Here is a 24,709-nt window from a genome sequence, read left to right as displayed (position 1 = left end):
TCCGGACCGTCCCCGCCCGGTGTACCGGTCCATGAGGTTCCTACACAACTTTCACGGGCCCACCCGGGAACGTCACCGCTACGGAACATAATCTTCCGGCGTCATGGATTACTGCCACCCGTGCCAACGGCACCTCAATGGCGCCCTCTCCTGCTCGGGGTGCGGCGCGTCGGCCGAAGACTGCCGGACCCACCCGGACGCGTCGGCCGCCCCGGACGACACGGTCGTGGACGAACGCGACGACGCGTACGAGGACGACACCCCCGAGAGCGGCCCCCGCCGCGCCCGGTCCCGGTCCCGGTCACAGAGCCGCGGCCGTGGTGCGCGGGCCGGCCGGCGCGACCGCAAGGCCGCGGCGCACCGTCGCCGCCGCCGGCGATTGCTGATGATCGGAGCCGGTCTGCTGCTCGCCGCGGGCGGGCTGAGCCTCGCCGAACTCGGCATGGAGGCACCGCCGTCGGAGCCGCGCACGGCGTCCGTGGACGATTCCTCCGACGCGTCCCCCACGGCTTCGGCGGACGACGCCGAGGGTGCCGGCGAGCGCTCGGACGACTCCGCCGACGCCGAGCGGGACGGGAAGAACCCGGACAAGTCGGCGTCCCCGTCGGCCTCGGAGTCCGAGAAGTCCGAGGCCGACAAGGGCACCGAGGACGACGACAAGCCCGTGGACCGCTCGGCCTCCAACGTGACAGCGAGCCCGGCCCCTTCGGCGCAGGACCCGACCTCCGACCCCGAGGACACCGACCCCCCGACCACCGAACCGACCGAGGACGATCCCACTCCGGAGCCCAGTCCCTCGGCGACGTGCAAGCAGTTCCTGTGGTGGTGCTCGTAGCGAGAACCGCAGGTCAAAGCCCCCGGACCGGGGTCCCCGGCCGGGGGCTCCGCCGTGTCCGGGCCCACCGTCCCCGGGTCGCGCCGACGGTCGCGTTATTCAACCGTGACGCCTTCCCTGACGCAGCCCTCTTGACCGCCATGAATTGTTAGCGCTCACAATGACCTCCGCATTCACCAGTCGACGCCGCAGGGCATCCGAGGAGGTACGAGCGTCGTGCAAGCAGCGCCCCAACTCGCCTTACCAGCGGCCGACCTGGGGCTTTCCGGAATCCCGGCGTGAAGCCGACGGCGCGGAATCATCCGCCCGCCGTCCAGGGCCCGTCCACGGCACGGGAACCATCGCCACCACAGGACTTACCCGCAGCACAGAACCTGTCCACCGTCGACCACCGAGGAGGTGCGGCCGTGCCCCACTCGCAGCTCCGGCCGCCCACCATGGCCGACGTGGCACGCCAGGCCGGCGTCTCCCACCAGACCGTCTCCCGCGTCCTGGGGGATCACCCCAACGTGCGGGTCGAGACCAGGGCCCGGGTGCAGCGCGCGATCGAGGAGATGGGCTACCGTCGCAACTCCTCCGCACGGGCCCTGGTGACCCGGCGCACCCAGACGCTGGGCGTGGTCGCCTCCAACACCACGCTCTACGGGCCGGCCAGCACGCTGTTCGCGCTGGAGGAGGCGGCACGGGCCGAGGGGTACCTCGTCTCGACGGTCAGTCTGCGCGAACTGACCGTGGAGACGCTCTCCGAGGCCGTCGACCGCCTCAGTGACGGCGGTGTGGAGGGGGTGATCGCCCTCGCCCCGCAGCGATCGGCGGTCGCGGCCCTCGCCGAACTCCGGCACCCCTTCCCGGTGGTGGCCGTGGGTACCGGCTCCGGTTCGGAGATCCCCAGCGTCAACGTGGACCAGGAACTGGGCGCGCGGCTGGCCACCGGTCATCTGCTCGCCGCGGGGCACCGCAAGGTCTGGCACCTCGCCGGCCCCGAGGACTGGCAGGAGGCGGCGGACCGGACCGTCGGCTGGCGGGCCACCCTCGAGGAGGCGGGCGTCGAACCGCCGCAGCCGCTGCACGGGGACTGGAGCCCGCTGTCGGGCTACCGGGCCGGCCAGGAACTGGCCGGCTGGGTGGGCCGGGGCCTCACCGCCGTCTTCGTCGCCAACGACCAGATGGCGCTGGGGGTGTTGCGCGCGCTGCGGGAGGCGGGCGTACGCACGCCCCAGGACGTCGCGGTGGTCGGCTTCGACGACATCCCGGAGTCGGAGTTCTTCGCGCCTCCTCTCACCACCGTCCGGCAGGACTTCTCCACGGTGGGCCAGCGGAGCATCGCCCTGCTGCTCGACCTGATCGAGGGCCGGACCCCTGCCGGGCTGTCCCGGATCGCCATCGAACCCCAACTCGTCGTCCGCGCCAGCACCTTCCCGTACCTGCCTCCACCGGGCTGACGCGGCACCGAACGACCCAACGCTTTCCATCCATCAGTGTGGCCGACATTTCGAACAATGATCGACAGGTTGGACGCAGTGCGGCCGGTCCACCACGAGTACCAACGGTCCGTCCTCGGACCGGCTCTTCAAAGGAGAAGAACATGCTCAGCAGACGGAACTTCCTCACCACGGCGGTCGGCGTGGCGGCCGCGGCCGGTCTGACGGCCTGCGCCAAGGAGGACGACAGCTCCACCGGTACCTCCGGCTCCGGCGGCAGCAAGAAGATCACCCTCGGCTTCTCCCAGGTCGGCTCGGAGAGCGGCTGGCGCAGCGCCAACACCGACTCGGTGAAGTCGGCGGCCAAGGAGGCGGGCTACACGCTCAAGTTCTCCGACGCCCAGCAGAAGCAGGAGAACCAGATCTCCGCGATCCGCAGCTACATCACCCAGGGTGTGGACGTCATCGCCTTCTCGCCGGTGGTCGTCACCGGCTGGGACGCGGTGCTGAAGGAGGCCAAGGCCAAGAACATCCCGGTGGTCCTGACCGACCGCTCCGTCGAGACCTCCGACGAGTCCCTGTTCGTCACCCTGGTCGGCTCCGACTTCACGGACGAGGGCCGACGCGCCGCCAAGATCCTGGAGAAGGTCCTGGAGAAGGCCGGCCACAAGGGCAAGGTGAAGATCGCCCAGCTGGAGGGCACCACCGGTGCCGCCCCCGCGATCGAGCGCGCCAAGGGCTTCAAGGAGGTCATGGACGCCGAGCACAAGGACGACTGGGAGATCGTCGTCAGCCAGACCGGTGAGTTCACCCGCGCCGGCGGCAAGCAGGTCATGGCGGCCTTCCTGCAGTCCAACCCGGACATCGACGTGCTGTTCGCGCACAACGACGACATGGGCATCGGTGCCATCCAGGCCATCGAGGCGGCCGGCAAGAAGCCCGGCAAGGACATCCTGATCGTCACGGTCGACGGCGTGAAGGACGGCTTCATCGCGATGTCCGAGGGCAAGATCAACGCCATCGTCGAGTGCAACCCGCTGCTCGGCCCCCAGCTGATGGAGGTCGTGCAGAAGGTCAAGGACGGCGAGACGGTCGATCGCTGGATCAAGACCAAGGAGAGCGACTTCATGCAGGACCAGGCCAAGGACGCCCTCCCCACCCGCAAGTACTGACCCACCGCACCCACCGGTCAGGGAGCCTCCGGCCGACCGAGACCTCGGTCGGCCGGGCCCCTGTGGGTCTGCAGCGATTCGATCGCATGAGGAGCGCTGCCGTGACTCCGCCCCATGTGGGGGCTTCCAACCCGAAGGTCGCGGTCCAGCCCGAACCGACCCCTTTCGGGGCGGAACGCACGTAACACAGCCCAGGCAAGTGAATTCCCCCACCGGACACAGCCGGTGGTCCCTCGCTAGGAGACTTATGGCAGAGCCGCGGCCCGTCCTGGAGATGACGGGCATAGTCAAAGAATTCCCGGGGGTACGGGCTCTGTCGGGCGTCGACTTCCGGCTCTTCCCCGGCGAGATACACGCTCTGATGGGCGAGAACGGCGCCGGCAAGTCCACCCTGATCAAGGTGCTGACCGGGGTCTACTCCCTGGACGGCGGCACGATCACCCTCGACGGAGAGCCCGTGCGGTTCGCCAGCCCGCTGCAGGCGCAGCAGGCCGGGGTCAACACGGTCTACCAGGAGGTCAACCTCTGCCCCAACCTGTCGGTGGCGGAGAACATCTTCATCGGCCGTGAACCCACCCGCTTCGGCCGCATCCAGTGGAAGCGGCTGCGCAAGGAGGCCGCCGAGCTGGTCGACCGGCTCGGCCTCGACATCGACGTGACGGCACCGCTGTCCTCGTACCCGCTGGCCGTGCAGCAACTGGTCGCGATCGTACGGTCGGTGGGCACCGGCGACGGGGTCGGAGCCGGCACCAAGGTGCTCGTCCTCGACGAGCCGACGTCCAGCCTCGACCGCGACGAGGTCCTCGAACTCTTCCGGCTGATGCGGCGGTTGAAGGACGAGGGGGTCGCGATCCTCTTCGTCTCGCATTTCCTCGACCAGATCTACGAGATCTGCGACCGCATGACCGTCCTGCGCAACGGCACCCTCGTCGGCGAGCACATGGTCAGCGAACTCGACCAGGTCGGCCTGATCCAGCTGATGATCGGCAAGGACCTGGACCAGCTGGAGGAGCTCCACGAGCACCAGCTGCACGCCGACGTCGGCGAGACCCTGCTGCACGCGGACGGCCTCGGCCGCACGGGCGGCATCGCCCCCTTCGACCTGGACATCAAGAAGGGCGAGGTCGTGGGCCTCGCCGGCCTGCTCGGTTCGGGCCGCACCGAACTCGCCCGGCTGCTCTTCGGCGCCGACCAGCCCGACAGCGGCAAGGTCACCGTGGGCGGCAAGCAGGTCCCGATGAACGCCCCGAACGACGCCATCGGCGCCGGGGTCGCGTTCTGCTCGGAGAACCGCAAGGCCGAGGGCCTGGTCCCCGATCTGACGGTCCGGGAGAACATCATCCTGGCCCTCCAGGCGGCCCGCGGCTGGACCCGGCCCATCCCGGCCGCCCAGCGCGACGAACTGGTCGCCAAGTACATCAAGGCCCTCGACATCCGGCCCGCCAACCCCGAGGCCCGCGTCGGCCAGCTCAGCGGCGGCAACCAGCAGAAGGTGCTGCTCGCCCGCTGGCTGATCACCCAGCCGAAGCTGCTGATCCTCGACGAGCCCACCCGGGGCATCGACGTCGGCGCCAAGGCCGAGATCCAGAAGCTCGTGGTGTCCCTCTCCGAGGACGGCATGGCCGTGCTCTACATCGCGGCCGAGCTGGAGGAGGTCCTCCGCCTCAGCCACACCATCGGCGTGCTGCGCGACCGCAAGCTGGTGGCGACGCTCACCAACGGGCCGGAGATCACCACCAGCAAGATCCTGGAGACCATCGCGAGCGGAGAACACCAGTGACCACCCCATCCGCGGCCACGACAGCCACGACGTCCCGCTGGCGAGCGCTGACGCACCACCACCTGTTCTGGCCCGTCGCGGTCCTGGTAGCCCTGCTGCTCGTCAACGTCCCCTTCACCCCCGACTTCTTCTCGATCAGGATGACGGACGGCCACCTCTACGGCAGCCTCGTCTCGATCGTGCTCTTCGGTTCGCCCCTGATCCTGGTGGCGGTCGGCATGACCCTGGTCATCGCCACCGGCGGCATCGACCTCTCCGTCGGCGCGGTCGTCGCCATCACCGGCGCCCTGACCTGCTCGTACATCAGCGACCAGGCGGACCAGAGCGCGCTGGCCGGGGTGTTCCTGGCCATGGGCATCGGCCTGGTGGCGGCGGTGGTCTGCGGTCTGTGGAACGGCTTCCTGGTGGCCAGGATGGGCATCCAGCCCATCATCGCGACCCTCATCATCATGGTCGCGGGCCGAGGCGTGGCCCAGCTGATCACCGACGGCCAGATCATCACGATCAACAGCGAGCCGTACAAGCTGATCGGCGGCGGCTACTGGCTGACGCTGCCGTTCTCCATCTTCGTGGTGGCCGTGGTCGTGGCGGTCACCGTCCTGCTGACCCGCAGGACGGCCCTCGGCCTCCTCGTCGAGTCGGTCGGCGGCAACGCCGAGGCCAGCCGCCTGGTCGGCATCCGCTCCCGCCGTATCAAGATCATGGTCTACGTCTTCTGCGCCCTGTGCGCGGGCATCGCGGGCCTGATGATCAGCTCCAACACCTCGGCCGCCGACGGCAACAACGCCGGCCTGTGGATCGAACTCGACGCGATCCTCGCCGTGGTGATCGGCGGCACCTCGCTGCTGGGCGGCCGGTTCTCCATCGGCGGCACGGTGATCGGTGCCCTGGTCATCCAGACCCTCACGACGACGATCTACACGATCGGCGTGCCCACCCAGACCAACCTGGTCTTCAAGGCGGCCGTCGTGATCGTCGTCTGCCTGCTCCAGTCCCCGAAGTTCCGCGCGAAGGTCTTCGGCGCCCGGTTCGGTTCCAAGCCCGGCGCGACCGGCGGCGGTACGTCGCCCGCGGCCCCGGCGAAGACCGTCACGACGCCCGCCGAGGCGGCCCCGAAGATGGAGGTGTCGTGATGACCGCGACCACCAAGACCCCGCCGTCCCAGGACAGCCGTACGGCACCGACGTCCACGACCACGTCCAAGGTCTCGGCGCTCCTCGCCGACCGGCGGCTGCCCGTCCTGGTGACCGCCGCGCTCTTCCTCGCGATGTACATCGCGGGCCTGGGCCGCTACCAGAACTACGGTTTCAACGAACCGCAGGTCTTCCTCAACCTCTTCATCGACAACGGCTATCTGCTGGTGGCCGCCGTGGGCGCGACCTTCGTGATCCTCTCCGGCGGCATCGACCTCTCGGTCGGCTCGGTGATCGGCTTCACGACGATGTTCACGGCCTGGATGGTGGAGCGCCAGGGCCTGCCGATCCTGCTGGTGATCCCCATGGCCCTGGCCGTGGGCGCCTTCGGCGGCTTCCTGATGGGCTATGTGATCCAGAACTTCGAGATCCAGCCCTTCATCGTGACCCTGGCCGGGCTCTTCCTCTTCCGGGGCCTGTGCCTGGTCATCAGCAAGGAGTCCATCGCCATCGGCGACGAGACGGTGAGCAGCCTGGCCCAGACACAGGCCCAGCTGGGGATCGGCTTCCTGTCCATCGGCGCGATCGTCGCCCTGGTGGTCCTGGCCGTGGCCTTCTACGTCCTGCACTACACCCGCTTCGGCCGCCGCGTGTACGCCATCGGCGGCAACGAGCAGTCGGCGATGCTGATGGGCCTCCCGCAGGGCGGCACCAAGATCGCCGTCTACACGGTGTCCGGCTTCTGCTCGGCCCTGGCGGGTCTGCTCTTCACCCTCTACATCCAGTCCGGTGACCCCCTGCACGCCACCGGCATGGAACTCGACGCGATCGCCGCCGTGGTCATCGGCGGCACGCTGCTCACGGGCGGCTCCGGCTACGTCCTCGGCACCCTGTTCGGTGTCCTCGTCCTGGGCCTCATCAAGAGCATCATCCAGTTCGAGGGCACCCTCAGCTCCTGGTGGACGAAGATCGCCACAGGCGTGCTGCTGTGCGCGTTCATCCTCATCCAGCGGGCGATGACGGCACGCAAACAGACCTGAGCGCGACCCGGGTCGGGAGGGGACGCTCGCCCTTGCGGGGTGAGCGTCCCCTCGCTCAGTTCTCCCGGTCCGGTGCCCGGTTCTCCCGGTCCAGGAACTTCGCGACGGTCTCCACGAACCGATCGCCGTCGTCCAGCCACGGATGATGTCCGGCTCCCGGCTGTACGACGAACTCGGCGCCCCCGGGGAACAGCGCGGCGTACTCGCCCATCGCACCGGGCGGCGAGTTGAGATCGACCTCCCCGGCGAGCACGAGCACCGGCGCCCCGAACCGCCGGTACGCGGCCCGCGTCCCCTCCGGGTCGAAGGCTCCCTCACTCCCGAAGACGCGCGCGGCCTCGGGATTGCGCTGCTCGGCGTCGGCGGCGTCGAGGGCCCGGGCGGCCTCGTCCAGGCGCCCGTGCAGGAACGGGGCGACGGCCGCCCAGTGCCGCTGCGCTCCCCGCCCCGCCACGACCTCCTCCAACGCCGCGAACGCCTCCCCGAACCACGGCTCACCCTCGCGGAGCCGGGCGACCGCGAGCCGGTCCTCGCCGCCGACCGCGATCCCCACACCCAGGGGACTGGGCGTGATGAGAGCGAGCCGCCCGACCCGCTCGGGATACGCCCGTACATACGCCGCCGCGAGGTTCGCCCCGGCACAGTGCGCGAGCAGATCGACGCGCTCCACCCCGAGATGCTCGCGCAGCGCCTCCACATCGCCGACGAGCCGGTCGCAGCGGTAGGAGGTGGTGTCCTCGGGGACCGCCGACTCCCCGGTGCCCCGGAGATCCAGCATCACCAGCCGCCGGTGCGCGGCCAGCCCGCCGAGGTCACCGAGGTAGGCGGACGCGCGCATGGGCCCGCCGGGGAGGCAGACGAGCGGCGGACCGTCGCCGGCCGTGCGGTAGGCGAGCGAAGTGCGGTCGGGTGCGCGGAAGGTGGCCATACGGCCGACCCTCACAGCCCCCTCGCCGCAGGGCAACCGCAATTCGCCCCGCCCCGCCCTCCTATGGCTCCGCCCGTGTCCCGCCGGGCCCGGAACCCCCGTCCATCACGCGGTACATGCCGATCGAGCCGTGCGCGGCGGTGTCGGCGAAGCCGAACTTCTCGTAGAGGAAGCGGGCGGGGCCGTCCGCGATCAGGGAGACGTAGGCGGTGGCGGGCGCCCGGCGCTCCAGTTCCCCGGTGAGCGCGGCCATGATGCGCCTGCCGAGGCCGCGGCCCTGGTGTGCGGGGTGGACGCAGATGTCGACGATCTGGAACGCGGTACCGCCGTCACCGATGACGCGCCCCATGCCGACGGGCTGCCCCGCGTGCCGCAGTATCACCCCGTGCCAGGTGTGGGGCAGGGCGAGCGCGACCGCTTCGGGATCCTTGTCCGACAGACCGGCGTCGGTGCGCAGACGGCGGAAGACCTCGACGGAGGGCACGCCCACGCTCAGCTCGTAAGGGTCATTCAGGGTAGGCATGCATTACACGGTAGCCGGTCGGGTCGGGCCGCGCCCCGTGTTCGAGGGTGGTGGGGGAGGGGCCTGGGGTCATCGGGCCCCTCCCCACCGGGGTGCCGTCAGCTTGTGCCGAGGAGCTTCTTCATCTCGGCGATCTCGGCGGTCTGCGCGGTGACGATGTCGTCGGCCATGGCCGTGGCGGGCCCGTACGCGCCCTTCTTCTTCTCGGCCGTGGCCATCTCCACGGCGCCCTCGTGGTGTTCGACCATCATGGTCAGGAAGAGGGTGTCGAAGGCGGTGCCGGACGCCTTCTCCAGCTCGGCCATGTCCTTACCGCCCATCATGCCGGGCATCCCGGCCCCGCCCGAGTGATCCATGCCCGGCATCTCGGCCCCGCTCGGCACGTCCTCGCCCCAGGCCTTCAGCCAGCCGGTCATGGTCTCGATCTCCGGGTCCTGTGCCTTCTCCACGCGTGCGGCGAGGTCCTTGACCTCGGCGGAGGACGCCTGGTCTGCGGCCAGCCCGGCCATCTCCAGGGCCTGCCGGTGGTGCGGGATCATGCCCTGCGCGAAGGACACGTCCTGGGCGTTGTGCGCGCCGGCCGACGTGGGCGACGAGGCCGACGAGGAAGCGGAGCCGTGGCCGCCTGCGGTGTGGCCGTCTCCGCCGTCACCTCCGCAGGCGGCGAGGACGAGAGCGGCGGTGGCCGACGCGGCCACCACGGCGACGCGGCGGGCCAGAGTGCGGGTACGGGGACGGGTACGGGTGGTGCGCATGCTGCAACTCCTGCTGTGCGAAAGGGATTCGGAATCCGGACGTGCCGACGCGCGCCGTGTCGCCGAGCCGGTGACACGGTGCGGGGCGGTGTCTAGATCCGCAGGAGTTGGAGTTCCGCCAGGGACGGGGGTGCGCGTGCGCCGTCCGGAGGTGAGAGCACGTACGCGCACACGTCGTCGGCGGATACGGGTGCGGGCACCGGGTCGGGCACGAGTCCGGGCAGTGTCGGCCCGCCGCTCACCGCGCCCGACGCGCAGGTCGGATCGGCGTGCTGGGCGTGGTCCGTGCCGCAGCCGCCCGGGCAGCCGTCGTGGGCGTCGACCGCCACCGCGACCGCGGCCGCCATTCCGTGCCGCGGCTCGGCGTGTTCGTGGTGGACACCGCCGGGAGCCAGTGCGTGCATCCCGAACAGCCCGGCCAGCAGCCCGAGCACGAGCAACGCCCGCCACCGCCCCAGGGGCGGTGGCGCGCTGTGTCGCTGTGCGCGGGCTGTCATGGCCCTCATGCTACGGGCCCCGCCCGACTCCTCTGCCGACAGGTCGAGTTGGCGCCGCGTTCCCGCCGCATCCCGCCGCCGCCCGGACGCCACCTCGCCCCACACCAGGGCCGTACCGACGACCACCCCGAGGCGCGGGCAGCCGTCCTACGCCTCCAGCATCCGCCGCAGCAGATCCCGCAACGACTCCCGCTCACCCGTGCTCAGCGCCGCCAGCGGCTCCCGGGCGAAGTCCAGGGAATCCCGCAGGCTGCCGGCCACCCGGCGCCCCTCCGCCGTGGCCGCCGCCAGCTTCACGCGGCGGTCCTTCGGGTCGGGGAGGCGCTCGACCAGTCCCCGTGCCTCCAGCCGGTCCACGATCCCCGTCACGTTCGACGGCTCGCAGCGGAGTTTCTGGGCGAGGCGGCGCATGGGGAGCGGTTCCAGGGAAAGGAGGCCCAGGAGGCGGGCCTGGGCGCCGGTGAGCGTGTGCTCGGCGGCGGCTTCCTCGTACTCCTCGTGGTAGCGGGCCACCACCGTGCCGATGAGTTGGACGACCTCCATGGTCAGCGGGTCGATGCGGGGGGTCGTCTTCTGCGTGGGCATGGGTTCGAGGCTACCTCTTTACTTGACAACATGAAATATTCAAGCGCATGGTTGTTTCAGGTAATGAAGTAACCGCACGGTATGCCCACCGCATGCGCCACGCACCCGCAGGAAGGCCCACCCCCATGTCCGACACCCCCGCCCTCCCCGCCACCAGCCGCGAATGGCACCTGCTGAGCCGCCCCGTGGGCTGGCCCAAGGACGAGGACTTCGCCCTGGTCGAGGCGGAGATCCGGCAGCCCGGCGCGGGTGAGGTCCTCGTACGGAACACGTACCTCTCCGTGGACCCGTACATGCGTGGCCGCATGAGCGACGCGAAGTCGTACGTCGCCCCGTTCGAGCTGGGCAAGGTCATGCAGGGCGGTGCCGTGGGCGAGGTCGTCGCCTCGGCGGCCGAGGGCATCGCCGTCGGCGACCACGTGCTGCACTTCGGCGGCTGGCGCGAGTACGCCACGATCGACGCCAAGCAGGCCGTGAAGGTCGACCCGGACGCCGCGCCGCTCTCCACCTACCTCGGCGTCCTCGGCATGACGGGTCTGACGGCCTACGCGGGCCTGCTGCGGGTCGGCGCCTTCAAGGAGGGCGACGCGGTCTTCGTCTCCGGCGCCGCCGGTGCCGTCGGCAGCCAGGTCGGCCAGATCGCCAAGCTCAAGGGCGCCTCCCGGGTCATCGGCTCCGCCGGCTCCGACGACAAGGTCAAGCTCCTCGTCGAGGAGTACGGCTTCGACGCCGCCTTCAACTACAAGGACGGCCCCGTCTGGGAGCAGCTCAAGGCCGCCGCCCCCGAGGGCATCGACGTCTACTTCGACAACGTCGGCGGCGAGCACCTGGAGGCCGCGATCGGCGCGCTCAACCTGCGGGGCCGGGCCGTGATCTGCGGAATGATCTCCCAGTACAACTCGACCGAGCCGACCCCGGGCCCGCGCAACATGGTCAAGATCCTGCAGAACCGCCTCCGCGTCGAGGGCGTCCTCGTCGGCGACCACTACGACTTCCAGCCCCAGTTCGTCCAGGAGGTCGGCGCCTGGGTCCGCTCCGGCGAGCTCAAGTACCGCGAGACCGTCGTCGAGGGCATCGAGAACAACCTGGAGGCCTTCCTCGGCGTCCTGCGCGGCGACAACACCGGCAAGATGATCGTCAAGCTCTGATCCCCTCCCCGTGACGAACACCCGCGCATGTTCGTTGCCTACGACGGAGTCCGCATCCCTGGACGTGGGATGCGGGCTCCGCCATGTGTACGGGAGCGGGTGTACGGCGCTCAGACGGCCAGGGCCGCCGTGTGCACGGCCTGGACGAATCCGGTGTTCTCCGGTGCCGCCCCGCCGGGGAAGGCCATGCGGCGGCGGGTGTAGCCGTAGGCGAGGCCGCTGCGGGGGTCGGCGAAGGCCTGGGAGCCGCCGGCGCCGCTGTGGCCGAAGGTGCCGGCGCCGAGGAAGTGATACAGGTTCTCGGCGGTCGCCTGGAAGCCGAGGCCGAACGCCCTGGGGGCGCGGGCCACGAGGTCGTGGCCGAGGGAGTGGATCTGGCCGATCTCGCCGATGGTGTCGGGCTTCAGCAGCGGCGGCCGGCCGTCCACCGTGCTGATGGCCGCCGCGTACATCCGGGCCAGTCCACGCGCGGAGCCGACGCCGCCCGCCGACGACTGCCCGCTCGCCCGCACGACACGGGCGTTGGGGAAGTCCGTCAGTTCGCCCGGCTCCGGCACCTGGTTGTTGAACGCGATCGACGCCAGCGTGTGCGGGCCGCGCGGTACGGCGTCCAGCTCGGCCTGCTGCGCGGGCGTGGGCGTCATCGGCAGCACGGTCCGGAAGCGGGGCTCCAGCTCGGCCGGCAGCCCCAGGAAGAAGTCGAGCCCGTACGGGGCGCGCACCCGCTCCTCGTACACCTCCTGGAGCGTGCGGCCCGTCACCCGCCGTACGACCTCTCCGGTGAGCGCGCCGATGACGAGTGCGTGGTAGCCGAAGGCGGCGCCCGGACGCCAGAACGGCCGCTGGACGGCGAGACGTTCGGCGATGACGCGGTCGTCCGCCAGCTCCTCCAGCGTGAACCCGGCGTCGGTGCCGACGAGCCCCGCCCGGTGCGCGAGCAGCTCCCGAAGGGTCAGCGCATCCTTGCCCTCGGCCGCGAACTCCGGCCAGTAGTGGGCGACTTCACGGTCGAGCTCCAGAACACCGTCCTGGACGAGCAGTGCGACGACGAGATGGGCGGCGCCCTTGGTGGAGGAGAACACGCCGTGCAGCGAGTCCCCGTCCGGCCTCGGCTCCGTGGCCGGCACCAGCCTCGGCTCCGTGGCCGTCACCGGCCGCGTCTCCGCCGCCGGGACCGCCCACAGGTCGACGACCCGCCGCCCGTGCATATACGCGGTCAACTGCCCCTCGTAGTCGGCCCGTTCACCGGCCACGAGCACGGCGAACTCCTCGCGCACCGCCTCGAAGCCGTCGGCGACCGTGCCGTGGACGGTGGCCTCCCCTGTCTGCTGCGTCATCGCACTCCCGTCTGGATAATCGACCGTGTTGGGTGGTCGGATGGGTCAGGATACGGTCAGCAACGCCCGTCCCACCTGCGGGAATTCGCCCTTCGGATGGTCACGGAAGAGGGGCTCCTTACCGAAGAGGACCGCGTTCGGGCCGCTGACCACGGAGGGTCGACCCGCCGCCGCTGCCGGGCCGCCCGGACCAACCCCCAGACCAGCCGGCGGGCCGGCCTCCCCAGCCGCCCGCCGGGGATGCCGATCAAGCCGGATGGTCAGGAGCGGACGACGCGGACCGCCTTCGGGTGTTACCAATCGGCGGTGAACCGTCTTGAACGCACTCCAGCGCCAGCAGCTCCAAACCCTTCCGACACCTCACGCGCAGCGCGGCTGGCCGCCCACGGCGCCGTCTCGACCGCCCTCGCCCTGCACAGCGACCGCGCCCTGGCCGAACTCCTCGACACGGCGGCCCCGATCGGTTCCGGCATCGGCGGGACGTCGGCCCTGCTGGAGATCGACGGAATCCCCGTCTTCGTGAAGCGCGTGCCGCTGACGGACCTTGAGCGGCGGCCGGAGAACGTCCACTCCACGGCGAACCTCTTCCGGCTCCCGCTCTCCTGCCAGTACGGCGTCGGAGCCGTCGGCAGCCCCGGCTTCGGCGCCTGGCGGGAACTCGCCGTCCACACCATGACGACGAACTGGGCGCTCGCGGGGGAGTACGACGGCTTCCCGCTCCTGCACCACTGGCGGGTGGTGCCGGACTCCACGCCGCTCCCCGAGGAACTGGCCGACACGGAACGGGCCGTCGCCCACTGGGGCGGCGACCCCGGCGTACGCCACCGCATCGACGCCCGCCGGAAGTCGTCCGCGAGCGTCGCGCTGTTCCTGGAGTTCTTCCCGCGGACCCTCCACGAGTGGCTGGGCGAACAGACGACCGCCGACGCCGAGACCGCGGACCGGGCCTGCGCCCTGGTGGAGCGGGAACTGGCCGCCGGTATCTCGTTCATGAACAGCCGAGGCCTGCTCCACTTCGACGCTCACTTCCAGAACATCCTCACCGACGGTCACCGGCTCTACTTCGCCGACTACGGCCTCGCCCTCTCCTCCCGCTTCGACCTGTCCCCGCAGGAGACCACCTTCTTCGAACGCCATCGCGGCTACGACCGCTGCTACGCGCTCAGCTACTTCGTGAAGTGGCTGGTCACCGACCTGTACGGCCACGACCGGGACGAGCGCGAGACCCGGATACGCGCGTACGCCCAGGGCGAGCGTCCCACCGGCATCCCGGACACGGCCGCGGCGATGATCACCCGGTACGCCCCGCTCACCACGGCGATCACGGACTTCTTCCGTCGGCTGGAGGAGGAAAGCAAGGAGACCCCGTATCCGGAGGCGACGCTGAGCGCGCTCACCCTCTGACCTAATGCGATTACCCAGTTGCCTAAAGACTTTAGGCAACTGCATAATCGGTTCCGGTCGAACGAAAGGGCGGTGTCACGGTCATGGCACGCGTAGGCCTCACCCCGGAACGCCTGGCCCGGGCGGGCGCGGAGCTGGCCGACGAGATCGGCTTCGCCGAGGTGACCGTCTCGGAGCTGGCGCGGCGGTTCGACGTGAAGGTCGCGAGCCTGTACTCGCATGTGCGGAACTCCCAGGACCTCAAGACCCGGATCGCCCTGCTCGCCCTGGAGGAACTGGCCGACCGGGGCACCGCCGCGCTCGCCGGACGGGCCGGGAAGGACGCGCTGGCGGCGCTGGGGAACGTGTACCGCGACTACGCCCGCGTACACCCCGGCCGCTATGCGGCGGCCCAGCTGAGGCTGGACCCCGAGGCGGCCGCGGCCAGCGCGGGCGGCAGACACGCGCGGATGACCAGGGCGATCCTGCGCGGCTACGACCTGACCGAGCCGGACCAGACCCACGCCGTCCGGCTCCTGGGCAGCGTCTTCCACGGCTACGTCAGCCTGGAGACGGCCGGCGGCTTCAACCACAGTGCCCCCGACTCGCAGGAGAGCTGGGACCGGATCCTCGACGCCCTCGACGCCCTCCTGCGCAACTGGCCCGCCCCTCCGCCCCGTTGATCACCCGGGCGCCGCCCACACCCCGCACCGCCGGACCGTCCACCCCCACCGATCGTCAGGTTGAGCCATGCCCCCACAGCACGAGAACCACCGGGACCGCCCGCAGCACTCCTGGATCACCACCCCCGTCACCGCCGACCTCCTGCGCGGCGCCCTGGAGCTGGAGCACACCGAGCACGGCGTGCTGCCGCACCGGCTGCCCGCCCGCGCCCGTGCGCAGTGCGCCGATCCGCAGCTGGCCATGGTCGAGTCCCAGCCCTCCGGTGTACGGCTGGTCTTCCGCACCCGTGCCACCGCCGTCGAGCTCGACGCCCTGCGCACCAAGCGGAGCTATGTGGGCGCCCCGGCCCGCCCGGACGGTCTGTACGACCTCCTCGTCGACGGCCGCCTGACCGCCCGCGCGAGCGTGCCGGACGGCAACACCGTGACCGTCGACATGACCGCCGGTACGGAGGAGTACCGTCCGGGCCCACCCGGCACCGTGACCTTCGCGGACCTCCCCGCCGGCCTCAAGACGATCGAGATCTGGCTCCCGCACAACGAGACCACCGAAGTCGTCGCCCTGCGCACCGACGCCCCCGTCGAGCCCGCCCCCGATCGGGGCCGCAGGGTCTGGCTGCACCACGGCAGCTCGATCAGCCACGGCTCCGACGCCGCCGGCCCCACCGCCATCTGGCCCGCCCACGCCGCCTCCCTCGCGGGCGTGGAACTGATCAACCTGGGCCTCGGCGGCAGCGCCCTCCTCGACCCCTTCACCGCCCGCGCCATGCGGGACACTCCCGCCGACCTGATCAGCGTCAAGATCGGCATCAATCTCGTGAACCACGACGTGATGCGGCTGCGCGCCTTCACCTCCGCCGTCCACGGCTTCCTCGACACGATCCGCGACGGCCACCCCACCGCACCCCTCCTCGTCGTCTCCCCGATCCTCTGCCCCATCCACGAGGACACCCCGGGCCCCAGCGCCCCCGACTTCACCGACCTAGCCGAAGGCCGCCTGCGTTTCCGCGCCATGGGCGACCCGGAGGACCTCACGCCCGGAAAACTGACCCTCCGAGTCATCCGCGACGACCTCTCGGCCCTGGTCGCCCGGCGCGCGAAGGACGACCCCCACCTCCACTACCTCGACGGCCTCGCCCTCTACGGCGAGGACGACGCCACGACCCTTCCCCTCCCCGACGGCCTCCACCCCGACGCCGAGACCCACCACCACATCGGAGAACGCTTCGCGGAACTGGCCTTCACCGCCCACGGCCCCTTCGCGCCCTGAGGGGCGCGGGGAACCCGCGCGACCGGCCCCGCACCACCGCACGGACGCTCCCACCGAAGCCCTCCGTCATCCCCTCTCGGTAAAGTGCGCCCCATGCGCGATCTAGGGGTGGGTTTCCAGTACCTCGTCCAAGGCCAACGCTGGGTGGCCCGACACGGCAGGCAATACGGCTTCGGGCTCATCCCGGGCCTCATCACCCTCGTCCTCTACATAGGTGCCCTGGTGGCCCTGGCCGTCTGGGGCCCGGACTTCGTCACCTGGGCCACCCCCTTCGCGGACGACTGGTCCAGCCCCTGGCCGGGCCTCTTCCGCGGTTTCCTCACGGTCGTCCTGTTCGCCCTCGCCCTGGCGCTCGCGGTCATCACCTTCACCGCCGTGACGCTCCTCATCGGCCAGCCCTTCTACGAGAACCTCTCCGAGAAGGTCGACCGGGACGTCTCACCGGACGGCACCGCACCGGAGTCCGGCCTGCCGCTGTGGCAGGAGTTGTGGCTCTCGGCCCGGGACAGCCTCCGTATCGTCGTGCGGGCGCTCCTGTGGGCCGTACTGCTCTTCGCCCTCGGCTTCGTCCCGTTCATCGGCCAGACGGTCGTCCCCGTGATCGGCTTCTTCGTGACCGGCTTCTTCCTCACCGAGGAGCTGACCGCGGTGGCCCTCCAGCGCCGCCGCGTCGAACTCCGCGACCGCCTCGCCCTCCTGCGCACCCGCAAGACGCTGATCTGGGGCTTCGGCACCCCGCTGGCCCTCGCCTTCCTGGTGCCGTTCGTCGCCGTCTTCCTGATGCCGGGCGCGGTCGCGGGCGCCACCCTCATGGCCCGCGACCTGCTGGGCGAGGAGACGACCGGCGAGGACGAGCGGAACCAGGTGCCTCCCACCGGCCACCCGAACCCCATGTTCCGCAAGCCCGAAGTCGGCGCGTGAACGAGACCCTCGCCGTCGCGGTCCGCGCTCCGCGTCCGGGTTCCCTCACCCGATCGAGCCGCTGACCGCCACGGTCACGATCGCCCGCACCTGCGCGATGATGTCCAGCCGGTTCCGTACGAACTCGGCATCGGTCACCGTCCCGGTCGCCGGATTGGTGTTGCCGGCCCCGAACTGCAGGACCGGTGTGTGCACATGCCCGCCCGGCAGGGAGGAGCCCAGTCCCAGCCGGTCGCGCAGGAGCGTCGCGCGGTAGGCGATCTCGTTGGAGAGGTAGTCGCCGCCGCCCCCGGCCCGCGCGGTCGAGCCCGGCGTCGGTCCGTCCGGCCGTACGACCGCCGCCGTGCCGCCCGCCGGGATCTCGGTCACGCTCGTGTTGTCGTACACCGGGAAGCGGCCGGTGTTCGCGGCGACGATGTCCGCGTACGGCAGGGTCGTGGTCGTCCACTGGGGCTGGGTGGCGGGGTCGGCCACCGGGATGGTCCCGGTGCGGCCGATGGTGTCGTTGTCGGCGAAGCCGCCGCGCCAGGCCCCGTTGGTCCGCTCGATGTCGAAACGGCCGACCCGGCCCTGGCTGACGGTAGTGAAGAGGTCCACGCGGGGCAGCTGCCGCCGGAGCGTGCGCTCGACCGTGCCGTCCGCGAAGTCCTGCCAGCGGACGGGGAAGACGGCCGTCTCGACGCGCGCGGGTCCGTCGGCGGTCCGGATCACCGTGCCGTCGAGGGCGAGGGCCGTGGCCCCGGAGGGGTTGGAGATCCGTACGTCCCGGTCCAGCGTGAACGGATCGAACCCGGTGACGAGGATCCGTTTCACACCCTTGCCGCCCCGGGGGTACCGAAGCGAGTCCTGCCCGCGCGACGACCGCTCCAACTTGCCGAGCAGTGCGTCTCTCTGACGATCGGACAGCCCGAACTCCGGCTCCCACCCCCGCACTTCCCGCGTCATCCCCAACCGCGCCCAGTACAACGGCCGGTCGTCGTCCCGGCTCAGATCCCCGCCCGCCGGACCCCGCCCCTGCGCCCGGTCCACCGCTCGCGTCCACAACCGCGCACCCTGCCGTACGACGATCCGCTCGGCCTGTGCGTACGACCGCGCCCCGTCCAGCGCCCGCTCGAACTCCGGCGCCACGGCGTCGAATCCGGACCGCCGCAGGATCTCCTGGGGCACGGCCCGGTCGAGCCGCTGCTCCTCGACGGTGGGGGCCGCCGCCGAAGAGGCCGAGGCCGAGGCGGGCGCACAGAGTCCCGCCAGCAGGGCCGCCAGCCCGACGGCCGCCCCGCGCACGCCGGGCCTGCCGAGCCGGGCGCGAAGGGAGGGTGGAGAAGCCGGGGAGATCGGGGAGGCGGGGCAGGTCGTGGAAGTCTGAGACGTCTGGGACATCGGGGATATCAAGGGAGTTCGGGTCCTTCCGTCGCTGTCGCGCTGTGGGGGAGTCGCTCCGGATGGCGGCAGTATCGCGTGACGGAAGGGGCGCACGCCATGCCGCGTGGCTCAGGTGACGGCACCCCGCGCCGCCGGAATCCGTGTCGCCGCCTCCCGCAGGGCACCCAGGAACGCGCGCGCGGCGGGCGACGGCGCGACCCCGCGAGCCGTCGCCGCGTACACCGCCCGCCCGGGCGCCGCCTCGTCCACCACCGGCAGCAGCACGACGTCGGGCCGTACGGACTCGGCGGCGAGCGCCGGCACCAGCGTGACCCCGAGCCCGGCCGCCACGTACCCCAGTTCGGCGATCCACTCCACGACGACATGCGCGATCCGTGGCCGGAAGCCGTGCCGCAGCGCCGCGTCCGGGAGCGTGCCCTCGGGCCGGAGATCGCCGGATATCCGTCCGCTCCTCCGGCCGGTGGCCCGGGTGGAGGTGGAGGTGGAGGTCGTGGCGGAGCGCCCGCGAGTACCTGACCCTCAGCCCGCGTCGGCGTCCGCGTCCTCGCCCAGCAGCCCCAGGAAGTCCCGGAACGCCCCCGGCATGTCCACGGCCGCCGGGTCCAGCAGCCACTGGTACTGCAAGCCGTCCATCACGGCCACCAGCAGGGGTGCCGCCCGCTCCGGCGTGAGCCCGCTCGGGAGGCGGTCGCCGTACTCGGCGCGCAGCACCTCGGCCATGGAGCCGCGCACCCTCCCGTACCGCTCGGTGAAGAACTCCCGCGCGGGATGCCCCTCGGTGACGCTCTCGCCGAGCAGCGCGGAGAAGGTCTGCACGATGCCGGGCCGCATGGCGTTGTACTCGACGAGGGAGCCCAGCAGGTCGAGCCGCAGCGGACTGTCGGGCACGGCGTCCCACCGGTCGCGTTCCTGGAGGACGGCGACGAGCAGCGCGTCCTTGGTGGGGAAGTAGTGCAGCAGCCCCTGCTGGGTGAGCCCGACGCGCTCGGCGACCGCGGCCATGCTCGCGCCCCGGTAGCCGCGCTCGGCGATCACCTCCAGGGTCGCCAGCACGATCTCGGCGCGCCGCTCCTCACCCCTGACGCTCCTGGTCCCGCTGGTACCGCTCATGCCGTCACCGTACGGCATCCGACCCCACCGAACAGCGGGAAAAGTAACAGCAGGATAACGAAACCTACCGATCTACAGGTAAGGGATGCACGATGGGGCGACAGACGGACTCGACGAGGAGGCACCGCGATGGCGGCAACCCCGGGCACGAACCCCACCCCGGCCGACGAGGCACGCGAAGCGGCCGTGGAGAAGGCCCTCGCCAGGCTGGACCTGGACGCCAAGGCGAGGCTGCTCTCCGGCCAGGACATGTGGACCCTGCCCGCGCTTCCCGAGATCGGCCTGGACTCCCTCGTGATGTCCGACGGCCCCATCGGTGTACGAGGGGTGCGCTGGACCGCCGACGACCCGTCCGTCGCCCTCCCCTCCCCGACCGCCCTCGCCGCCACCTGGGACCCCGAACTCGCGTGCAGGGCAGGCGTGTTGCTGGCCCAGGAGGCCCGCCGCAAGGGTGTCCACGTCCTCCTCGCCCCCACGGTCAACCTGCACCGCTCCCCGCTCGGCGGCCGTCACTTCGAGGCGTACAGCGAGGACCCGTACCTCACCGGCGAGATCGGCTCGGGCTATGTGGCGGGCGTGCAGTCCGGCGGAGTCGGCACCACGGTCAAGCACTTCGTCGCCAACGACGCCGAGACCGACCGCTTCACGGTGAACAACCTGGTCTCCGAACGCGCCCTGCGCGAGCTCTACCTGGCCCCCTTCGAGGCGATCGTCGCGAACGCCCACCCCTGGGGCATCATGACCGCCTACAACACGGTCAACGGCACCACGATGACCGAGCACCGCTACCTCGTGAACGAGGTCCTGCGCGGCGAGTGGGGCTTCGACGGCTTCAACGTCTCCGACTGGCTGGCCGCCCGCTCCACGACCGGCGCCCTCACCGGCGGCCTCGACGTCGCCATGCCCGGCCCGGCCACCGTCTACGGCGAGCCCCTGGCCACCGCCGTCCGCGCCGGCGAGGTCACCGAGGCCGAGGTCGACGAGGCGGTCCGCCGGGTCCTGCGCCTGGCCGCCCGCGTCGGCATCCTGGAGGGCGCCGACCCGGTCGTCGCCGAGCCGCCCGCGACCGTGGACGGCGAGGCCCTGGCCCGCGAGATCGCCCGCCGCTCCTTCGTGCTCGTCCGCAACGAGGCACGGAACGGAGAACCGCCCGCGCTCCCCCTGAAGCCGGGCGCCAAGGTGGCACTGATCGGCGCCGCGGCCCGCGACGCCCGCGTCCTCGGCGGCGGCTCCGCCACCGTCTTCCCCTCCCACGTCGTCTCCCCGCTCGACGGCCTCACCGCAGCCCTCCCCGAAGCCGACCTGACGTACGCCGTGGGCGCGGACCCCAACGAGGAACTGGCGGTCGCCGACAAGGGGTTCACCCTCCGTGCCGTCTGCCGCGACAGCACCGGCACGGTCCTCGGCACCGGCTCCGTCCCCAGCGGCCAGCTCCAGTGGGTGGGCACGGACCTCCCCGACGGCGTCACCCACGCCACCCTGCACACCGTCGAGCTGACCGGCACCTTCGTCCCGCGCGAGACCGGCACGCACACCTTCGGCATCAAGGGCCTCGGCGCCTTCACCCTCACCGTCGACGGCACGACCCACTTCGACGACGTCCAGACCACCGACACGGACGACCCCTTCGTGTCGTTCTTCGGCGCCCCCGTCCCCCAGGCCCGGATCGAACTGACGGCGGGCACCCCGGTGCCGGTCTCCCTCACCCACGTCGTGGAGCTCCCCGCCGACGCCCCGATCACCATGATCGCCTTCTCGCTCTGCCACCAGGAGCCGCGGCGCGACCCCGACGACCTGATCGCCGAGGCCGTCGAGGCCGCCCGCGCCGCCGACACGGCCGTCGTCGTGGTCGCCACCACCGAGCGCGTCGAGTCCGAGGGCTTCGACCGCAAGGACCTCCGCCTCCCCGGCCGCCAGGACGACCTGGTCCGCGCCGTCGCCGCCGCCAACCCCGACACCGTCGTCGTCGTCAACTCCGGCTCCCCGGTGGAACTCCCGTGGCGCGAGGACGTGGCCGCCGTCCTCCTCACCTGGTTCCCCGGCCAGGACGGCGGCGCCGCCCTCGCCGACGTCCTCACCGGCACCCACGAGCCCGGCGGCCGCCTCCCCACCACCTGGGGCTCCCTCCCGGCCGCCCCCGTCACCCGGGTGACCCCCACCGATGGCGAACTCCCCTACGACGAGGACGTCTTCATCGGCTACCGAGCCTGGGACAGGCACGCCGAGACCCCCTCGTACCCCTTCGGACACGGCCTCGGCTACACCGACTGGACGTACGAGTCCCTCGCCGTGACGGGCACGACGGCGACGGTACGGGTCCGCAACACGGGCGATCGGCCGGGCCGGGAGACCATCCAGCTCTACCTGGCTCCGACGACACCGGACGCGAACCGTCCGACCCGTTGGCTGGCCGGCTTCGCCACGGTGGAGGCGGCCCCCGGCGAGACGACGGAGGCCGTCATCGAACTCCCGCGCCGGGCCTTGGAGATCTGGGACGAGGCATCCAACTCATGGGCGTATGTGAAGGGTTCGTACGAGGTGGAGGCAGGCCGCTCGATCGCGGACCGCCGCGTGACGGCGACGATCGAAGCCTAGGGGGACGCGTGGGCGCGACCGGCCCCCACCCACCGGCGGCCGACTACGAACGCACCCCGAACCCATAAACCGTCTCCGACCGATACACCGCCCCCGGCCGCAGCTCCGTACTCGGAAACCGCGGCCGGTTCGGCGCATCGGGAAAGTGCTGGGTCTCCAGGGCGATCCCGTCCCCCGGCCCGAACGGACCCTCCAAGTGATCCGCCGTATAAAGCTGCATCCCCGGCTCGGTGGTCGCCACCGTCAACACCCGCCCCGACCCCGGCTCCCACAGCTCGGCCACCACCTCGGCGGCTTCCGTGACCCCCTTGTCGAGCACGAAGTTGTGGTCGTATCCGGCCCCCACCTTCCGGGCCGCCCGGAAGTCGAACCGAGTCCCCTCCACCTGCGCCAGTTCACCCGTCGGAATCAGATCCGCGTCCACCGGCGTCAGCCGCGACGCGGCGATCCGCAGCTCATGCCCGCCCGCACTCCCGGCGGTGGCCCCCGCGAGGTTCCAGTACGAGTGGTTGGTGAGGTTCACGACGGTCGGCGCGTCGGTGACCGCCTCGTACGCGATCCGCAGCGCACTCCCGTCCTCGTCCAGCGTGTACGTGGCGGAGACCTCCAGCCGCCCCGGGAAGCCCTCCTCCCCGTCCGGACTCACCCGCGACAGCCGTACGCCGGCCGCGCCCGCGATGTCGACGGCCTCCGCGTCCCACACCCGCTTGTCGTAGCCGCGCGGACCACCGTGCAGCGCGTTCGGCGGGTTGTTGCACTCCAGCTCGTACGTGTGCCCGTCGAGGGTGAACCGCCCCCGGGCGATCCGGTTGGCGTACCGGCCGATGAGCGCCCCGAAGAACGGCCCCTGATGGCGGAGGTAGCCGTCGAGGTCGGCGAACCCCAGCACCACGTCCGCCGGCCGCCGGTCACGGCCGGGGACCTCGACGGACTGCACGATCCCGCCGTACGTCAGGATCCGCACCCGGGTGCCGCCCCGCTCCAGCGTCCAGCGGTGAACGGGCGTGCCGTCGGAAAGTGTGCCGAAAAGTTCGCTCATGAGCGAAACCCTAGGCCACGGAATGACCCCAGGTCACGGCAGACGTCACGACAGAACCCCAGGTCACGACTCCTCCGCGCTGACGATCCGGTAGGCGATCTCCGCCAGCCGGGCCTGCCCGTTCACGCTCGGATGGAACCAGTCCCACTGGCTGAGCTGGGTCTGCCCGAAGCGGTAGTCGAAGACGGCGTCCCCGTCGTACCGGCAGTGGCGGTCCTTCTCGCACACCTCGCGCAGGACGTCGTTGTACGCCTCCACCCGGTCCTGGACGGCGTCGCGCCGCTGGCCGGCCGCCGTGGTGAGGAGGTCGGGGTCGGCCAGCATGGACGGGCAGATGCCCAGCTTCCAGACCTGCTTGCCGACCGGGTTCGAACGGCCCTGGGACCACAGCCGCTTCAGGTCCGGCACGCTCGCCACGAACACCTGGGTCTTGGGCAGGCTGTCCCGCAGGGTCGCCATCGCGTCCTCGAAGTCGGCGCGGAAGTCGGCGACCGGGGTCATGTCCGCGGCGGTCGCGCGGCACGCGTCGTTCGCGCCGATCATCACCGTGACCAGCTCGGGCCTACGGGGCACCGCCCGCGCCACCTGGCTCGGCAGGTCGGCCATCCGGGCCCCGGTCACCGCGTAGTTCCAGCTGCGCTGGGCCGCTCCGGCCGCGCCCAGCAGCCGTACCGCGAGACTGTCGACCGAGGCGTCGCCGCCGGTCGCCCAGGACACCTCGGGGCAGTCGGAGAGCACCTTGCACGCGTCGAAGCCACGGGTGATGGAGTCGCCGACGGCCGCCAGCGACTCGGGGGTGCTGTCCCAGGCGGGGGTGGGCGACGCGGAGGGCCTGGCCTTCGGCCCCGTGCCCTCGGGGCCGGGGGAGTCGCCACCGGTGGCGTCGCAGCCGGTCACGGCCAGCAGGACCGCCGTTAAGGCCACGCCGAACACCGCCCTCGAACGGTGGCGTCGCTTCCGCATCCCCTGGTCCCCTCGTCGGTCCTACACGTGCAAGTTCCCACCCATGACAACGCGCGAGAGTTCCCGACACGGAAGCCCGACGAGAACGGAGAGAACGGTGCGGCGAAAGGTGCAACCGTTCCGTACCGCACAGGCGTCCCCTCGGGTGAAACCCGAGTTCTTCCCGGCGCTGGCTCCGACGGTACGTCACACTCCTTACCCCGCCGCA

The 24,709-nt window shown here is 71.3% G+C and carries 23 protein-coding genes; 12 read left to right on the top strand and 11 right to left on the bottom strand.

Annotation, left to right across the window (positions count from 1 at the left end):
• Positions 1–103: 103 nt before the first annotated feature.
• The 6 genes from OG202_RS15595 (at position 104) to yjfF (ending at position 7,381) form a co-directional block, all read left to right on the top strand.
• A complete protein-coding gene (locus tag OG202_RS15595) occupies positions 104–835 on the top strand; it encodes an SCO2400 family protein (protein ID WP_443052246.1) in 732 nt (243 codons plus the stop codon).
• A 407-nt stretch (positions 836–1,242) separates the two neighbouring features.
• The gene (locus tag OG202_RS15590; protein ID WP_326583089.1) at positions 1,243–2,277 is read left to right on the top strand and encodes a LacI family DNA-binding transcriptional regulator; all 1,035 of its coding nucleotides are present in this window, start codon (positions 1,243–1,245) and stop codon (positions 2,275–2,277) included.
• 143 nt (positions 2,278–2,420) lie between these two features.
• The gene (locus OG202_RS15585) at positions 2,421–3,428 is read left to right on the top strand and encodes an ABC transporter substrate-binding protein (RefSeq protein ID WP_327729920.1); all 1,008 of its coding nucleotides are present in this window, start codon (positions 2,421–2,423) and stop codon (positions 3,426–3,428) included.
• A 247-nt stretch (positions 3,429–3,675) separates the two neighbouring features.
• On the top strand, positions 3,676–5,208 hold the full coding sequence (locus tag OG202_RS15580) for a sugar ABC transporter ATP-binding protein (RefSeq protein WP_328222935.1): 1,533 nt from the start codon (positions 3,676–3,678) through the stop codon (positions 5,206–5,208).
• A complete protein-coding gene (locus OG202_RS15575) occupies positions 5,205–6,341 on the top strand; it encodes an ABC transporter permease (protein WP_326583092.1) in 1,137 nt (378 codons plus the stop codon). The genes OG202_RS15580 and OG202_RS15575 overlap by 4 nt, the downstream gene beginning before the upstream one ends.
• On the top strand, positions 6,341–7,381 hold the full coding sequence (gene yjfF / locus OG202_RS15570; RefSeq protein ID WP_327729922.1) for a galactofuranose ABC transporter, permease protein YjfF: 1,041 nt from the start codon (positions 6,341–6,343) through the stop codon (positions 7,379–7,381). The genes OG202_RS15575 and yjfF overlap by 1 nt, the downstream gene beginning before the upstream one ends.
• 55 nt (positions 7,382–7,436) lie before the next feature.
• Here the strand turns inward: yjfF and OG202_RS15565 are convergent, their stop codons facing one another.
• The 5 genes from OG202_RS15565 to OG202_RS15545 all read right to left on the bottom strand — a co-directional run bounded on the left by OG202_RS15565 (position 7,437) and on the right by OG202_RS15545 (position 10,669).
• A complete protein-coding gene (locus tag OG202_RS15565; protein WP_326583094.1) occupies positions 7,437–8,309 on the bottom strand; it encodes an alpha/beta fold hydrolase in 873 nt (290 codons plus the stop codon).
• Between the two features lie 61 nt (positions 8,310–8,370).
• Positions 8,371–8,832 carry a GNAT family N-acetyltransferase gene (locus OG202_RS15560; RefSeq protein WP_326583095.1) on the bottom strand — a complete coding sequence of 154 codons (462 nt, stop codon included), beginning with the start codon at positions 8,830–8,832 and terminating at the stop codon, positions 8,371–8,373.
• A gap of 98 nt (positions 8,833–8,930) precedes the next feature.
• The gene (locus tag OG202_RS15555) at positions 8,931–9,587 is read right to left on the bottom strand and encodes a DUF305 domain-containing protein (protein WP_328222934.1); all 657 of its coding nucleotides are present in this window, start codon (positions 9,585–9,587) and stop codon (positions 8,931–8,933) included.
• Positions 9,588–9,679: 92 nt separating this feature from the next.
• A complete protein-coding gene (locus OG202_RS15550) occupies positions 9,680–10,084 on the bottom strand; it encodes a DUF6153 family protein (RefSeq protein ID WP_326583097.1) in 405 nt (134 codons plus the stop codon).
• 147 nt (positions 10,085–10,231) lie between these two features.
• Positions 10,232–10,669: a MarR family winged helix-turn-helix transcriptional regulator gene (locus OG202_RS15545; RefSeq protein WP_326583098.1), complete on the bottom strand. Its 438-nt coding sequence runs from the start codon at positions 10,667–10,669 to the stop codon at positions 10,232–10,234.
• Between the two features lie 125 nt (positions 10,670–10,794).
• Here OG202_RS15545 and OG202_RS15540 point away from each other — a divergent pair, with 125 nt between their 5' ends.
• Positions 10,795–11,817 carry an NADP-dependent oxidoreductase gene (locus OG202_RS15540; protein ID WP_328222933.1) on the top strand — a complete coding sequence of 341 codons (1,023 nt, stop codon included), beginning with the start codon at positions 10,795–10,797 and terminating at the stop codon, positions 11,815–11,817.
• A gap of 110 nt (positions 11,818–11,927) precedes the next feature.
• Here OG202_RS15540 and OG202_RS15535 read toward each other — a convergent pair whose 3' ends face one another.
• Complete coding sequence (locus OG202_RS15535; protein ID WP_328222932.1) at positions 11,928–13,154, bottom strand: serine hydrolase domain-containing protein; 1,227 nt, start codon at positions 13,152–13,154, stop codon at positions 11,928–11,930.
• A 306-nt stretch (positions 13,155–13,460) separates the two neighbouring features.
• On the opposite strand from OG202_RS15535, the gene OG202_RS15530 reads away from it, so the two are divergent.
• The 4 genes from OG202_RS15530 (at position 13,461) to OG202_RS15515 (ending at position 17,411) form a co-directional block, all read left to right on the top strand.
• Positions 13,461–14,558, top strand: a complete 1,098-nt coding sequence (locus OG202_RS15530; protein WP_328222931.1) for a protein kinase family protein — start codon at positions 13,461–13,463, stop codon at positions 14,556–14,558.
• An 83-nt stretch (positions 14,559–14,641) separates the two neighbouring features.
• A complete protein-coding gene (locus tag OG202_RS15525; protein WP_328222930.1) occupies positions 14,642–15,220 on the top strand; it encodes a TetR/AcrR family transcriptional regulator in 579 nt (192 codons plus the stop codon).
• 67 nt (positions 15,221–15,287) lie between these two features.
• Complete coding sequence (locus tag OG202_RS15520; protein WP_328222929.1) at positions 15,288–16,490, top strand: GDSL-type esterase/lipase family protein; 1,203 nt, start codon at positions 15,288–15,290, stop codon at positions 16,488–16,490.
• Between the two features lie 93 nt (positions 16,491–16,583).
• Positions 16,584–17,411, top strand: coding sequence for an EI24 domain-containing protein (locus tag OG202_RS15515; RefSeq protein ID WP_326583104.1), 828 nt, complete (start codon positions 16,584–16,586; stop codon positions 17,409–17,411).
• Between the two features lie 45 nt (positions 17,412–17,456).
• Here the strand turns inward: OG202_RS15515 and OG202_RS15510 are convergent, their stop codons facing one another.
• The 3 genes from OG202_RS15510 to OG202_RS15500 all read right to left on the bottom strand — a co-directional run bounded on the left by OG202_RS15510 (position 17,457) and on the right by OG202_RS15500 (position 19,922).
• Complete coding sequence (locus tag OG202_RS15510) at positions 17,457–18,746, bottom strand: pyroglutamyl peptidase (RefSeq protein WP_442811388.1); 1,290 nt, start codon at positions 18,744–18,746, stop codon at positions 17,457–17,459.
• 156 nt (positions 18,747–18,902) lie between these two features.
• Positions 18,903–19,190, bottom strand: a complete 288-nt coding sequence (locus OG202_RS15505) for a LysR substrate-binding domain-containing protein (RefSeq protein WP_443052347.1) — start codon at positions 19,188–19,190, stop codon at positions 18,903–18,905.
• 123 nt (positions 19,191–19,313) lie between these two features.
• Positions 19,314–19,922 (bottom strand): TetR/AcrR family transcriptional regulator, encoded by a 609-nt coding sequence (locus tag OG202_RS15500; RefSeq protein WP_326583106.1) that lies wholly within the window; start codon positions 19,920–19,922, stop codon positions 19,314–19,316.
• A gap of 111 nt (positions 19,923–20,033) precedes the next feature.
• On the opposite strand from OG202_RS15500, the gene OG202_RS15495 reads away from it, so the two are divergent.
• Positions 20,034–22,499 carry a glycoside hydrolase family 3 protein gene (locus tag OG202_RS15495; protein ID WP_328222928.1) on the top strand — a complete coding sequence of 822 codons (2,466 nt, stop codon included), beginning with the start codon at positions 20,034–20,036 and terminating at the stop codon, positions 22,497–22,499.
• A 43-nt stretch (positions 22,500–22,542) separates the two neighbouring features.
• Here the strand turns inward: OG202_RS15495 and OG202_RS15490 are convergent, their stop codons facing one another.
• Positions 22,543–23,538, bottom strand: a complete 996-nt coding sequence (locus OG202_RS15490; RefSeq protein ID WP_328222927.1) for an aldose epimerase family protein — start codon at positions 23,536–23,538, stop codon at positions 22,543–22,545.
• 63 nt (positions 23,539–23,601) lie between these two features.
• Positions 23,602–24,501 (bottom strand): SGNH/GDSL hydrolase family protein, encoded by a 900-nt coding sequence (locus OG202_RS15485; protein ID WP_326583109.1) that lies wholly within the window; start codon positions 24,499–24,501, stop codon positions 23,602–23,604.
• Positions 24,502–24,709: the final 208 nt, after the last annotated feature.

Source organism: Streptomyces sp. NBC_00310 (assembly GCF_036208085.1).
Taxonomy (GTDB): Bacteria; Actinomycetota; Actinomycetes; order Streptomycetales; family Streptomycetaceae; genus Streptomyces.
This window is presented reverse-complemented; position numbering and strand designations above follow the sequence as displayed.

Coding starts and splice junctions, on each gene's coding strand:
- OG202_RS15595 (WP_443052246.1), top strand. CDS start 104: ATGGATTACTGCCACCCGTGCCAACGGCACCTCAATGGCGCCCTCTCC.
- OG202_RS15585 (WP_327729920.1), top strand. CDS start 2,421: ATGCTCAGCAGACGGAACTTCCTCACCACGGCGGTCGGCGTGGCGGCC.
- OG202_RS15580 (WP_328222935.1), top strand. CDS start 3,676: ATGGCAGAGCCGCGGCCCGTCCTGGAGATGACGGGCATAGTCAAAGAA.
- yjfF (WP_327729922.1), top strand. CDS start 6,341: ATGACCGCGACCACCAAGACCCCGCCGTCCCAGGACAGCCGTACGGCA.
- OG202_RS15565 (WP_326583094.1), bottom strand. CDS start 8,309: ATGGCCACCTTCCGCGCACCCGACCGCACTTCGCTCGCCTACCGCACG.
- OG202_RS15560 (WP_326583095.1), bottom strand. CDS start 8,832: ATGCCTACCCTGAATGACCCTTACGAGCTGAGCGTGGGCGTGCCCTCC.
- OG202_RS15555 (WP_328222934.1), bottom strand. CDS start 9,587: ATGCGCACCACCCGTACCCGTCCCCGTACCCGCACTCTGGCCCGCCGC.
- OG202_RS15550 (WP_326583097.1), bottom strand. CDS start 10,084: ATGACAGCCCGCGCACAGCGACACAGCGCGCCACCGCCCCTGGGGCGG.
- OG202_RS15545 (WP_326583098.1), bottom strand. CDS start 10,669: ATGCCCACGCAGAAGACGACCCCCCGCATCGACCCGCTGACCATGGAG.
- OG202_RS15540 (WP_328222933.1), top strand. CDS start 10,795: ATGTCCGACACCCCCGCCCTCCCCGCCACCAGCCGCGAATGGCACCTG.
- OG202_RS15535 (WP_328222932.1), bottom strand. CDS start 13,154: ATGACGCAGCAGACAGGGGAGGCCACCGTCCACGGCACGGTCGCCGAC.
- OG202_RS15525 (WP_328222930.1), top strand. CDS start 14,642: ATGGCACGCGTAGGCCTCACCCCGGAACGCCTGGCCCGGGCGGGCGCG.
- OG202_RS15520 (WP_328222929.1), top strand. CDS start 15,288: ATGCCCCCACAGCACGAGAACCACCGGGACCGCCCGCAGCACTCCTGG.
- OG202_RS15515 (WP_326583104.1), top strand. CDS start 16,584: ATGCGCGATCTAGGGGTGGGTTTCCAGTACCTCGTCCAAGGCCAACGC.
- OG202_RS15500 (WP_326583106.1), bottom strand. CDS start 19,922: ATGCCGTACGGTGACGGCATGAGCGGTACCAGCGGGACCAGGAGCGTC.
- OG202_RS15495 (WP_328222928.1), top strand. CDS start 20,034: ATGGCGGCAACCCCGGGCACGAACCCCACCCCGGCCGACGAGGCACGC.
- OG202_RS15490 (WP_328222927.1), bottom strand. CDS start 23,538: ATGAGCGAACTTTTCGGCACACTTTCCGACGGCACGCCCGTTCACCGC.
- OG202_RS15485 (WP_326583109.1), bottom strand. CDS start 24,501: ATGCGGAAGCGACGCCACCGTTCGAGGGCGGTGTTCGGCGTGGCCTTA.